This is a genomic window from Mesorhizobium sp. M7A.F.Ca.US.006.01.1.1 (assembly GCF_003997935.1).
Taxonomy (GTDB): domain Bacteria; phylum Pseudomonadota; class Alphaproteobacteria; order Rhizobiales; family Rhizobiaceae; genus Mesorhizobium.
The window spans coordinates 1-11255 of record NZ_RZQL01000228.1; the positions used below are offsets into that span (position 1 = coordinate 1).

At 63.2% G+C, this 11255-nt stretch carries 13 protein-coding genes and 1 other RNA gene; 5 read left to right on the forward strand and 9 right to left on the reverse strand.

Annotated elements, in window-relative coordinates:
• A partial coding sequence (locus EN943_RS29200) for an AsmA-like C-terminal region-containing protein (protein ID WP_281060863.1) occupies positions 1-1999 on the forward strand: 1999 nt, incomplete at its 5' end.
• Between the two features lie 19 nt (positions 2000-2018).
• On the opposite strand, the gene EN943_RS29205 is transcribed toward EN943_RS29200, so the two are convergent.
• The 3 genes from EN943_RS29205 to EN943_RS29215 form a co-directional block, all read right to left on the reverse strand.
• Complete coding sequence (locus EN943_RS29205) at positions 2019-2900, reverse strand: RNA polymerase sigma factor (protein ID WP_127415630.1); 882 nt, start codon at positions 2898-2900, stop codon at positions 2019-2021.
• 16 nt (positions 2901-2916) lie between these two features.
• On the reverse strand, positions 2917-3222 hold the full coding sequence (locus EN943_RS29210; protein ID WP_127415631.1) for a hypothetical protein: 306 nt from the start codon (positions 3220-3222) through the stop codon (positions 2917-2919).
• Positions 3223-3344: 122 nt separating this feature from the next.
• Entirely contained in the window at positions 3345-3776 is a 432-nt protein-coding gene (locus EN943_RS29215; RefSeq protein WP_127415632.1) for a helix-turn-helix domain-containing protein, read from the reverse strand.
• Positions 3777-3932: 156 nt separating this feature from the next.
• Between EN943_RS29215 and EN943_RS29220 the strand changes: the two genes are divergently transcribed.
• Positions 3933-5735: a chloride channel protein gene (locus EN943_RS29220; RefSeq protein WP_127415633.1), complete on the forward strand. Its 1803-nt coding sequence runs from the start codon at positions 3933-3935 to the stop codon at positions 5733-5735.
• On the opposite strand, the gene EN943_RS29225 is transcribed toward EN943_RS29220, so the two are convergent.
• The 4 genes from EN943_RS29225 to EN943_RS29240 all read right to left on the reverse strand — a co-directional run bounded on the left by EN943_RS29225 (position 5732) and on the right by EN943_RS29240 (position 7511).
• Entirely contained in the window at positions 5732-5956 is a 225-nt protein-coding gene (locus tag EN943_RS29225; RefSeq protein ID WP_127415634.1) for a ribbon-helix-helix domain-containing protein, read from the reverse strand. The genes EN943_RS29220 and EN943_RS29225 overlap by 4 nt on opposite strands.
• Positions 5953-6150 (reverse strand): DUF4169 family protein, encoded by a 198-nt coding sequence (locus EN943_RS29230; RefSeq protein WP_127271798.1) that lies wholly within the window; start codon positions 6148-6150, stop codon positions 5953-5955. The genes EN943_RS29225 and EN943_RS29230 overlap by 4 nt, the downstream gene beginning before the upstream one ends.
• A 16-nt stretch (positions 6151-6166) precedes the next feature.
• Positions 6167-6703 carry an SspB family protein gene (locus EN943_RS29235; RefSeq protein ID WP_127415635.1) on the reverse strand — a complete coding sequence of 179 codons (537 nt, stop codon included), beginning with the start codon at positions 6701-6703 and terminating at the stop codon, positions 6167-6169.
• Positions 6704-6821: 118 nt separating this feature from the next.
• Positions 6822-7511: a TetR/AcrR family transcriptional regulator gene (locus EN943_RS29240; RefSeq protein ID WP_127415636.1), complete on the reverse strand. Its 690-nt coding sequence runs from the start codon at positions 7509-7511 to the stop codon at positions 6822-6824.
• 188 nt (positions 7512-7699) lie between these two features.
• Between EN943_RS29240 and EN943_RS29245 the strand changes: the two genes are divergently transcribed.
• Positions 7700-8905, forward strand: a complete 1206-nt coding sequence (locus EN943_RS29245; protein ID WP_127415637.1) for a multidrug effflux MFS transporter — start codon at positions 7700-7702, stop codon at positions 8903-8905.
• 46 nt (positions 8906-8951) lie between these two features.
• Here EN943_RS29245 and EN943_RS29250 read toward each other — a convergent pair whose 3' ends face one another.
• Both EN943_RS29250 and ssrA read right to left on the reverse strand, forming a co-directional pair.
• Positions 8952-9506 (reverse strand): AAA family ATPase, encoded by a 555-nt coding sequence (locus EN943_RS29250; protein WP_127415638.1) that lies wholly within the window; start codon positions 9504-9506, stop codon positions 8952-8954.
• A gap of 84 nt (positions 9507-9590) precedes the next feature.
• Positions 9591-9950, reverse strand: a transfer-messenger RNA (tmRNA) gene (gene ssrA, locus EN943_RS29255).
• 170 nt (positions 9951-10120) lie between these two features.
• Between ssrA and EN943_RS29260 the strand changes: the two genes are divergently transcribed.
• Together EN943_RS29260 and EN943_RS29265 are read left to right on the forward strand one after the other, a co-directional pair.
• The gene (locus tag EN943_RS29260) at positions 10121-10432 is read left to right on the forward strand and encodes a DUF2853 family protein (RefSeq protein ID WP_127415639.1); all 312 of its coding nucleotides are present in this window, start codon (positions 10121-10123) and stop codon (positions 10430-10432) included.
• Between the two features lie 157 nt (positions 10433-10589).
• Positions 10590-11255 (forward strand): thymidylate synthase (locus tag EN943_RS29265; protein WP_127415640.1); only part of this gene is annotated, 666 nt, incomplete at its 3' end.

Consider the following 11255-nt stretch of genomic DNA (forward strand, 5'->3'; position numbering starts at 1 on the left):
GCTTCTCGAAGCGCCGGTGGCGCTGACCTTCAACGCCAAGAACCCTGATGCCACCGCGCTGCTGGCGCTCTACGGCCTGCCGGCGCTGCCGCTCGGCATGCTGGGCGAGGCAAGCACCGACATTCAGGCCAAGGGCACGTTTGGCGGCGGCCTGGCGACGAATTTCAGCCTTGCCGGCAATGACTTCAAGGCCGGTTTCGAAGGTACGATCGCCGACACGCCGCAAGGCCTCGCCGCCAAGGGCAAGCTCAGCCTCGATGCCGCCGACATCGAGCCATGGCTGATGACGTCAGGCATCGGCCTGCCGGGCATGGGAGCGGGCATGTCGACGTCGCTCGCCGCGCAGGGCGACTATGGCAACGGTCTGCTGGTTCTGGACGAACTCAGCGGCTCCATCAACGAAGCGGCAGTGTCCGGCGACGTCAATATCGATGTAAAGGAGGGGGTCGACGGCAAGGCCGGCGTGCCGCATCTGGCCGGGGCGCTGGCGCTCGACGAGCTCGACCTCGATCCGATGGCGGTGGCGCTGTTCGGCGATTCCGCCTTTCTTGCCGATAAGGATGGGGCCGATAAGGATGGGGCCGATAAGGATGGGGCCGACAAGGATGGGGCCGACAAGGATGGGGCCGACAAGGATGGGGCAGGCAAGGGTGGCGTGTGGCCGGCGACACCGTTCAGCCAGAAATCCAGCCTGCCTTTCACCGCCGACCTCGACCTGACGACGGCAGCGCTCGCCGCCGGTCGGTTCGCCACGGCCTATGACGCCGCTTTTTCGCTCAAGCTCGACCAGGAAGGCATCCGCGTTTCGGATCTGAAGGCGAAACTGCTGGGCGGGGCGCTGACCGGCCTGTTCGAGCTGAAGAACAATGATGGCACCGGACTTTTCACCGGCCAGATGAAACTGGCGGGCGCCGATCTGGCGACCGTGCTGCCGGATGCCGGCATCAGCGGCATCGGCGATTTCTCGACGGCGCTGTCAAGCAGCGGCAAATCGGTCGAAGGGATGGTGGCCGCCTTGTCAGGCTCCGGCACGGCGGCGTTGAAGGGCGTGAAAATTGCTGGCGTCAATCCAGATGCGTTCAGTGCGTTCCTCGCCAAGGCGGATGCGATCGGGCGTGACATCGATGCGGCCAAGACCGCCGGCTTTGCGCCTGACATCGCCACTGATGGCAGCTTTGCCGCTGGCGATACCGACGTCGCCTTCACGGTCGCCGGTGGCACGCTGCGGGCGCCGCCGGTCAGCCTGGAAAATCCGGCGGCGACCTTGTCCGCCGACGTCACGGCGGATCTCAACGCGGCCACGGTGTCGGCCAAGGGTGCGATCACCTATCGGCCTGGCGACGAGGCGCTGGTCGGCTCCGAGCCGGTCGTGAATTTCACCGCCGAGGGGCCGTTCGGCGCGGTCAAACGAGCATTCGACAGTGAGCCGCTGGCGCAGTTCCTGACGCAGCGCGCGCTGGAGAAAGAGCAGCAGCGCGTCGAGGCGATGCAGGCCGCGCTGCTCGAGAAGCAGCGGCTGCGGCGCGAGGTGCGCTACTACGCGGCGCTGCAGACCGAACGGGACAAGGCCGCCGAGGAATTGCGCAAGCAGGAGGAAGCAGCACGGCTGAAAGCCGAGGCTGACGCCAGGGCCAAGGCCGAAGCGGATGCCCAAGCGAAAGCCGAAGCCGACGCCAAAGCTCAGGCGGAAGCGGACGCGAAAGCCAAGGCAGACGCCGATGCCAAAGCCAAGGCGGACGCCGACGCCAAGGCCGCTGCCGAACAGCAAGCGGCCGACGAGGCGGCCAAAGCGCAGGCCGAGCAGGAGCGGCAGAAGGCGGAACAGGCGGTGCGCATCGCGGCGCGGGAAAAGGCAAGGCTCGAGGCCGAACGCAAGGCTGCGCAGCAGGCTCCGAAGGTGGAGCGGGCGCCGCTGCCGGAAGCCAACGACAATCCGCCGCCGGCCAAGCCGAAGTCCAATCCGTTCACGATCGACAATCTGCTGAAGTCGCTGCAGTAGGGCCAAGGCCCTGCCGGATTCAGAGGACGAGCAGTTGCGCGCCATCCGCTGCATAGCGGGCATGGCGGAAATCCCGGATGGTCAAGAGTTTGCCATCCCGCCACGCCAGCAAGATGAAATAGGCAGGGCGCGCCTTCGGATCATTGGGATCGTGAACGAGGATTGCCGGCCTGTCTTCGACGAAGCCGGGCACGAAGCGCCAATCCTGCACCCGGGAATAGTTGCCGAAATAGGTACCCACTTCCTTGCGGCCGTTGAGCCGTGTCCTGGCAACCAGTTCCAGCCGTACTTCTTCGGCCAGCATGTCGCGCACCGCATCGAAGTCGCGGGCGTTGAAGCGGTCGATATAAGCGTTGAGCAGCAGGCGCTCCGCCGCACTCAGTTTTGGAACAGGACGGTCGTCCGGTTCGTCGGCAAGATGGCGCAGCCGGCCGCGGCCGCGATGCAGCGCCGCTTTGATGGCAGGGATGCTGGTGTCGAGCATGTCGCTGATCTCCTGCAGCGAATAGCCCAGAACGTCCATCATGATCACGCTGCTTCGCTGCGCGACGGGAAGGCGCATGAAGGTGTGCAGGCTGGCCGCCGCGGCCTGACGATCAGCGGTGGGATTGGCTGGCTCGACGATCATGTCCGCGTCCTCATCGGAAAAAGCCCGTTCGCGGGCTCGCCGGCGCAGAAAATCGAGCGCCGCATTGTGGGCTATGCGGAACAGCCAGCCCTCCGGATTGGCGATCGGGCCGGCATCCGGCAGCGCCTCGAACGCCTTGGCCAGGGCTTCCTGCAGCACGTCCTCGCCGTCGATGGCCGAGCCGGTCATGCGGGCGCAATAGCGATGCAGTTTTGGACGCATTTCGCCGAACAGGCGGGCAAAAGGTTCGCGGATCTCGCCGGGGATAGTCATGCGCCTCTGTTCGCCGTTATTGGTCCAGCATCCGGTAGTGGCCCACCACGGTCATTTCCTCGCGCTGCGGACGCTCGATCAAGCGATCCCTGATGCCGCTCTGAAAGGCCTCGAATGCCGCCAGCCCGGTGATGATGTCGGCATGGGCCTCGGTTTCCGTCTCGACCAGGTGGATAAAGGTCCCGTCGTCGGAACGCCATGTCATGTAGCGAACGCCGTCCGGCGATTTTTCCCGCAGCTCCTGGAACACGGCCTTGACCAGCCGTTCATTCTCATCGGTCCGTTCCGGTTTCGTCTTGTAGCGTATCAGGTGACGTTTCATCGCAGTTGTTCCTCTTGGTTGCCCTGCGCCTTTGGGAGTGCTCATCCTCGAGACGTTGTCGTGGGGCGAAAGGATTCGGGCGCCGAAAAATAATTCGTGTCGCCCGCAAGACGCCGGAGCGCTCACTCGCGATCGAGCAGACGCCGCAGCACCGGTTCGATACGCGACAGTTCGTCGAGATGCGCCGCCGACAGCTCGGCCAGGCAATCGTCGGCGCGCTCGGTCAGCTGCAGCAGCACGCGGCGGTGGTCGTCCTTGTCCTGATCCCTTGTGACCAGCCCAGCTTCGCCGAGGCGGTTGACCAGTTCGACGGCGCTGTGGTGGCGGATGCGCAGGCGCTCCGCGAGATCGCCAACCGTCACCGGGCCCCCGCCGGGGAATCCCTTGATCGCCAGCAGCGCCTGATGCTGGCGCGGGGTCAGGCCGGCGTCTTCCGCCTGGACCTGACTGAATTCGAGGAACCGGCGGATCAGGTAGCGAAACTCCGACAGCCGCTGGTAATCGGCCTGGCTGATGGCGGGGCGTGGTTTTTGTGGCTGCGACATATCAGACATGTGTTCGTTTTCCGGCGAAAGCTCAAACGGATTTCGGGCGAAACCGGCTTGAATATTTATATCGTGTTACGATACATAGCCACCGATAAACCCGGCTGGCCGCTTCGACCGTGCCGCATCTCAGACACACGGCCCGCCGCCAGGAAGCAAACTGCCATGAAGACCCCTCATTCTAACCCGGAGCATCTGCGCGATTTCACCACGGATGCCAGGGTGCTGCTCGTCGCCGCTATCGCCGTGGTGGTGGCGACAGCCGGACTGGTTGCCGGTATCGCGCTTTTGAAGCTGATCCGGCTTGCCACCAACATCGCCTATTTCGGCCAGTTCACGCTCGCCGACCTGAAGCTTGAGCACACACCGCTTGGGCTTGCCGCCGTCATCGTTCCGGTGATCGGCGCGCTGATCATCGGCCTGATGGCGCGCTTCGGCAGCGAGAAGATCCGCGGTCACGGCATTCCCGAAGCCATCGAGGCGATCCTGCTCGGGCGCTCGAAACTCGACGCCAAGGTGGCGATCCTGAAGCCGCTGTCGTCGGCGATCTCGATCGGCTCCGGCGGACCGTTCGGCGCCGAAGGCCCGATCATCATGACAGGCGGCGCGATCGGCTCGCTGATCGCGCAGATGCTGCCGGTCAGCGACAACGAGCGCAAGACGCTTCTGGTGGCTGGTGCGGCAGCGGGCATGACCACGGTGTTCGGAACACCGATCGCCGCCATCATGCTGGCGGTCGAACTGCTGCTATTCGAATGGACCCCGCGCAGCTTCATTCCGGTGGCGGTCGCGGCTGTTATCGCCGAGGTCGAGCGCACCATGCTGCATCTGCCCGGGCCGATCTTTCCGTTTCAGGGCGGCATGGAGGTGTCCTTCGTCGGCCTTGCCGGCTGGGTGGCGATCGGCGTTTGTGCAGGACTTTTGTCGGGACTGCTGACGCAGATGGTCTATGCCTGCGAGGACGGTTTTCAGAAGCTGCCGATCCACTGGATGTGGTGGCCGATGCTTGGCGGCCTGGTGGTCGGCATCGGCGGGCTGATCGAGCCGCACGCGCTCGGTGTCGGCTATGACAACATCACCGACATGCTGGACGGCCGCACGGTCGCGACGGCGGCACTCCTGCTGCTGGTGGTCAAGGCGATCATCTGGTCGGTAGCGCTCGGCTCGGGAACGTCGGGAGGTGTGCTGGCGCCGCTGTTGATCATGGGCGGGGCTATGGGCGCTGTGCTCGCCGGCGTTCTGCCTGCCGCGGATCCCGGTTTCTGGGCGCTGCTGGCGATGGCCGCCACGATGGGCGGCACGATGCGTGCGCCGCTGACCGCCACGTTCTTCGCCGTCGAGCTGACCGGCAACACACATATGCTGGTGCCGCTGATTGCTGCCTGCGCCGCGGCGCACGCCGTCACCGTGCTTCTGATGAAGCGGTCGATCCTGACCGAAAAGATCGCCAGAAGGGGACATCATCTGGTTCGCGAATACCGCGTCGATCCTTTCGCGCTGACCAGGGTGCGTGAGGTGATGACGTCAAAGGTCGAAAGCGTACCGGCGACGATGACGCTGCATGGCGCAGCAGCCTTCCTGACCGCGCCGGAAACACGGCATCCGAGTTTTCCGGTGGTCGATGAGCACGGCCACGTGTTGGGCCTCATCGATCCGCCGGCGATATTGCGCTGGAGGCGCGCCGGCACGCACCGCACCACTACGCTTGGCGCGCTGCTGGCCGGCAGCAAGGTGACGCTCGCATATCCGGACGAATATCTCGAAGGCCTCTCCGACAAGCTGCTGATGGCCAACGTCTCTCATCTGCCCGTCGTCACTCGTGAAGGCTCGTTGCTGGTCGGCTATGTCGGCTGGAAGGATCTGATGCGCGTGCGGTCGAGGAAACAGGCCGAGGAGCGCGAACGTTCGACCTTGCTTGGCTTCGGCACCAGACGCAGGAAGAAGGAAGCGGCGGTCGAGGGCCTCTAGAAACCCGTTCCGCGCTTCGCCCACTCCAGGACATGGAGCCTCAACGCAGAGGACAGGTTGGTGTCGCGGGGCCTTGTCTCGTCGACTTCGGCGACAAGCGCGGCAAGCGTCAGCTTTCTAGTCGCCGCGATCGCGACGAGGTCGTCATAGAAGGGTTTTTCGAGCGAGTAGCTGGTGCGGTGGCCGCGAATGGTCACCGAACGCTTTTCGACCGGGCTCATAGGTGGTCGGGGTCGCCGGGCTTTTCACGACGATGCCCGGCAACGAATTTTTCGCTCTTGTCGGCAGCGATGCGGTCGCGTTCTTTTTCGGCCTTGGAGCGGCCGTGCAGCGCGCGATTCTGTTCGGCGGCACGCAGCTTTTCGTCCCGCGCCTTTTGCTTGCGGGCCTGGCGGAGATTGACGATTTCGGCCACGGCGTAAGTCGCCGGCCTATTTCTTGCGGAAGGCGTCGAGCGAGACCACTTCGGCGCCCTTGGTGGCGGCGTCCGCGGCCGCGGGCTTCTTCTCCGCCTCGGCGGCGGCCTTCTTCTCGGCCTTTGGCTTTTTCTCGGAGACGATGGTCAACGGCTCCGGAGTTGGCGCAGTCGGTTCCTCGGCTGCCGCGCCATCCGTCTTGACGTCGAATTCGAGTTCGAAATTGACCGAGGGATCATAGAAGCCGCGCACGGCCGAGAACGGGATTTCGAGTTTTTCCGGCACATCGGAGAAGGACAGGCCAACCTCGAAGCCGGTATCGGTCACCTTCAGGTCCCAATACTGGAACTGAATGACGATAGTCATCTGCTCGGGATAGCGCTCGCGCAGGCGCGACGACACGCGCACGCCGGGCGCGCCGGTCAGGAAGGTGATGAAGAAATGGTGGTTGCCGGGGAGGCCGGTGCGCGCGACCTCGGCCAAGACCTTGCGCATGACGCCGCGCAACGCCTCCTGGGCCAGAATGTCGTAGCGGATGTGGTCGTCGGCCATGTGGCGGTCGGGTTCCGTTGAATCGTCCGCATAGCTGTAATCAAGCTTGAGCGCGGCGTAAACCGCATATAGATCACCCTCGCGCGGAAGCGAAGACTATTGCCAGCGATTTGATCGCTCAGGCGCTGGCGAGCGCGCTTTGCTTTTCGGACGATGCCGCGGAGCGGCGCTTGCCGAAGGCGCGCAGGAAGGTGCGCACGCCGTTGGTCGCGGATTGCAGCACCTCGTCCTCGCGCGGCGAGGCGCCAAGCATGAAGGTGGTCTGCAGTTCGGCATTGACGAGGCCAAGGAACTGGCGCGCCGCCACGTCCGGGTCCTCGATCGTGAGGTAGCCGCCATACGCGAGGCGGGCGAAGCGGGCGGCGATTGCCGGCCATGTCCTGCCCGGTCCCTGTTCGCGCCATTCGGCAAACAGTTCGGGATAGCGCTCGCCTTCGGTCTGGATCAGCTTGCGCAGGAATTTTCCATCGCGGTTGCAAATGCAGTTCTGGTTCAAGCGCACGGCAAAGCCGATCAGGTCCGCTTCGAGATCCCCCGGCTGGTCGGGGAAGGTGGCAATGGTGGCGAAGATGCCGGCATTGCAGCGTTCGGTGAGATCGCGGACCACAGCGACGAACAGTTTCTCCTTGTCGCCGTGATGGTTGTAGATGGTCTGGCGCGAGACACCGGCTTCGGCGGCGATCAGGTCGATGTTGGCGCCGGCGAAACCTTCGCGGCAAAACACGGTGGCGGCGGAGTCGACGATCGACAGGCGCTTGGCCTCATGACCGCGTGGCGGGAAAATGTCAGGAGAAACGTGCAGCTTCATAAAAAACTATATAGAGGTGATTGACGATTTAGACAAGAGTGTCTAAATTTGTGGACACAAGATAAAGAGATTTCGCGTGAGAGAGACGAATGGAATTCGCTCTCGATGTGTCGGAATCTCACGGGATGGAACGTCCTAGGTTAGACGTCGCCTGGCGGCGGCAACCAGATTTGAAAGAAGCCTTTATCATGAGTCCCAAATTCCTCCGCATCGCGGTCGTGCTCGGCTTGTTGTCCGCTATCGGCCCGTTCGCCATCGACATGTATCTGCCCGCGCTGCCGTCGATTGGCGCGGATCTGCATGCCGGCACCGCTGCCGTGCAGATGAGCCTGTTGATCTTCTTCCTGTCGATGGGTTTCGGCCAGATCGTCGTCGGGCCGATCTCCGACATGGTCGGCCGCAAGCTGCCGCTTTATGGCGGCCTTGCACTGTTCATGGTCGGCGGCATCGGTTCGGCAATGGCGCCGACCATCGAATGGCTGATCGCTTTCCGCTTCCTGCAAGGGCTTGGCGCCAGCGCCGGCATGGCTGTTCCGCGTGCCATCGTGCGCGACCTGCATACCGGCAATGAGGCCGCCAAGCTGATGTCCTTGCTGATGCTGGTGTTTTCGGTGTCGCCGATCCTGGCGCCGCTGACCGGCAGCGTGATCATCGAGAATTTCGGCTGGCGCGCCGTGTTCTGGACGGTGACGGGCGCGGCTCTGCTGGCCACCATCCTTCTGGCGACCTCGCTCAAGGAGACGCGGCCGGTTGAAGATCGCGCCGGATCCTCCTTCGGCACCGCGCTGTCGGCCTACCGCTTCCTGATGGGCGACCGCAATTTCCTCGGCCTGACGGCGATCGCCGGCTTCGGCATTGCCAGCTTCTTCGTCTATCTGTCGAGTTCGTCGTTCATCCTGATCGACCATTACGGGCTGTCGCCTTCGGTCTACAGCGTGTTCTTCTCGATCAACGCGGTCGCCTTCATCGGCATGTCGCAGATGACGGGGCTGCTGGCCGAGCGCTTCGGGCTGCGGCGCGTGGTGCGCGTCGCGGTGAACGGCTATGCGACGACGATGGTGGTGCTGTTCGCGGTGATGGCGACGGGTATCGATCGGCTCGACGTGATGGCGGCGCTGCTGTTCGTCGGCTACGGCTTCCTTGGCTTGGTCATTCCGACCACCTCGGTGCTGGCCATGGAAGAGCATGGCGAGATTGCCGGCACGGCTTCAGCGCTGATGGGCACATTGCATTTCGCCATCGGTGCACTCGCCATGGGTGTCGCCGGCGTGTTCTTCGACGGTACGCCGCTGCCGATGGTGGCCGGGATCACGCTCTGCGCGGTGATTTCCTTCACGCTGGCCAAGTTCACGCTCGGCCGCTCGCGCGAAGCCGTCGAGGCGCCGGCCGAGTAGGCACTGCTCGCAGGTACATGAAAAGGCCGGGTTTTCCCGGCCTTTTTTATGCCAATCCCGTCTCGGCCAGCACGAAGCGCAGCCGCTCCTCGACCGAGGCCAAAGGCAACGGAACCAGCTCATAGCCCAGTTCCGTATAGATGCCGACCAGCGCATGGTGGGTACGCTCGGCCTCGTCGAGCGTCTGCTTGCGCTCTTCATCCTGCGCGAAGATCTCCGGCCATAGCGGGGCGACGAAGACGCGCGGATGATAGCGGAAGCGCTCGGCGGCAGCGTTGGCGTGTTCGGGCACCGGCAGGCCGCTCAGCCTGAGATAGCCGAGCGTGTCCGGAACGCCACGATCGAAAAAAACAGGACGCCCGGTCTGTTCTTGCGCGATTTGATACGAGCGCATCTCCCATGACAGCATCAACTCGGCGAACAGCGCGCGATCGTGCCAGGGCAGAGCGGGTCCGCCAATGGCGAACTGGTCGCGGATGATACCGCGCCCGGCTTCCACCGAGGTGGCAAAGCCTGCGTGGCGCAGGGCTTCGATCAAGGTGGTCTTGCCGGAACCGGGACCGCCGGTCAGCACAAAGAAGCGATCGGAATCGTTTTGCATGTTTTGTCCATGGAGAGGGCGCGCGGCGGGGCGCCTTCGCGGCGAATCTACCACTGCGCATGCTGCATATCGGAGGAGGGGAGAAGTGGAGGTTTCTGTTGCCAGGTACCTCCGAACCCCGCCTAGAAGTGCGAACCTCTAGGGCTTGATTTGAAGCTATCGCACCGCTTACGCGGCGAGACGTGCTTCCGCATAGTTGTCATTTGCAACTACAGGTTTAGCCCGATGACGGTGGTACCATGCCGGGCAAAAGTACGATCTTTACACCTTCGTCGATCCTATTTCGCCCCCAGCAAAAACCGCTCTGTCATCAACAGCGGTTTTTGGTGGAGGCGCCGGGTACCGCCCCCGGGTCCGAACGGCTTATTTCATCGCCCATTTATCGCCATAGTCGGTCAAGCCGACAAACCGAATATAGGGGGCGATCGCAGGAAATGAAAGGCCGCAATGGCACTTTGTCCCCGTGTCAAAACCGCAAGTCCGAAGGGTTGACTTGGGCGCGGTCTCAACCGAAGCTTTGCCACGGTGAGGAGTTACCGACCTAGCGCACAAGTTGCAGCAGCGCGCCACAGCCCTCATCGATCGGATCCGTGGCGCCGACGAGGGGAATTTTGATGGCCGACTATCTTGCAGACGTGAAGAAATACGATGCCTCGGCGAGTGCCGACGTGGTCGACAAAATCGTGAAGCATCTTGGCATTGCGCTCCGGAACCGCGATTCCTCGCTGGTGTCTTGCACCGACCCAAAGGAACTCGGGCGTGTCAGGGACAACTGGGTCGCCAAGAAACTCGGCATCAGCGACGCAGCGAAGGCCGATGCATCCATCGAGAAGACCTGCAAGGCGATGGCGGCCGATAACACCAAGAACCGGGTTACCTTCTACTATCTGGTTGCCAAGGACCTGGGTAAGCTCGGCTCCCTCTGACGGCCGCGCTTCAATTCGCAGGGCTGGCGCGGTCCATGCGCCAGCCCTGATGTTGTTGGGGACTGGCTGGCTTCGAGCATAGCTTGCGCTGCTTTGTGGTGTTCGACCGCCCGTCTGTAAGTTATGATGGCTGGACAACCGAATCGAGCCGGAACCGATGCGCCAGTATCTCGACCTCCTGCAGCACGTGCTGGATAACGGCGCTGATCGCGGCGACCGCACCGGCACCGGAACGCGCTCCGTCTTCGGCTACCAGATGCGTTTCGATCTGGCGCGCGGCTTTCCCGTCACCACGACCAAGAAGCTGCATCTGAAGTCGATCATCCATGAGCTTCTGTGGTTCCTGGCCGGCGACACCAACATCAAATACCTCACAGACCATGGCGTTTCGATCTGGGACGAATGGGCCGACGAGAATGGCGATCTCGGCCCGGTCTACGGCAAGCAGTGGCGTTCCTGGCCTGACGGCCATGGCGGCTCGATCGACCAGATCGCGAATCTTCTCAAGGAGATACGCAAAAACCCTCAATCGCGGCGGCTGATCGTTTCGGCATGGAACCCAGCCGAGGTGGAAGCGATGGCGCTGCCGCCCTGCCACTGCCTTTTCCAGTTCTACGTTTCGGAAGGGCGGCTTTCCTGCCAGCTCTATCAGCGTTCCGCCGATATCTTCCTTGGCGTGCCGTTCAACATCGCGTCCTATGCCCTGCTGACCTTGATGGTGGCGCAGGTGACAGGGCTGAAGCCCGGCGATTTCGTCCACACGCTTGGCGATGCGCATCTCTACTCGAACCATTTCGAGCAGGCGCGCGAGCAACTGCGGCGC

Excerpts from the sequence above, each read along its gene's own strand:
- EN943_RS29205 (WP_127415630.1), bottom strand. The coding sequence starts at position 2,900 with ATGACTATCCCCGGCGAGATCCGCGAACCTTTTGCCCGCCTGTTCGGC.
- EN943_RS29210 (WP_127415631.1), bottom strand. The coding sequence starts at position 3,222 with ATGAAACGTCACCTGATACGCTACAAGACGAAACCGGAACGGACCGAT.
- EN943_RS29215 (WP_127415632.1), bottom strand. The coding sequence starts at position 3,776 with ATGTCTGATATGTCGCAGCCACAAAAACCACGCCCCGCCATCAGCCAG.
- EN943_RS29220 (WP_127415633.1), top strand. The coding sequence starts at position 3,933 with ATGAAGACCCCTCATTCTAACCCGGAGCATCTGCGCGATTTCACCACG.
- EN943_RS29225 (WP_127415634.1), bottom strand. The coding sequence starts at position 5,956 with ATGAGCCCGGTCGAAAAGCGTTCGGTGACCATTCGCGGCCACCGCACC.
- EN943_RS29235 (WP_127415635.1), bottom strand. The coding sequence starts at position 6,703 with ATGGCCGACGACCACATCCGCTACGACATTCTGGCCCAGGAGGCGTTG.
- EN943_RS29240 (WP_127415636.1), bottom strand. The coding sequence starts at position 7,511 with ATGAAGCTGCACGTTTCTCCTGACATTTTCCCGCCACGCGGTCATGAG.
- EN943_RS29245 (WP_127415637.1), top strand. The coding sequence starts at position 7,700 with ATGAGTCCCAAATTCCTCCGCATCGCGGTCGTGCTCGGCTTGTTGTCC.
- EN943_RS29250 (WP_127415638.1), bottom strand. The coding sequence starts at position 9,506 with ATGCAAAACGATTCCGATCGCTTCTTTGTGCTGACCGGCGGTCCCGGT.
- EN943_RS29260 (WP_127415639.1), top strand. The coding sequence starts at position 10,121 with ATGGCCGACTATCTTGCAGACGTGAAGAAATACGATGCCTCGGCGAGT.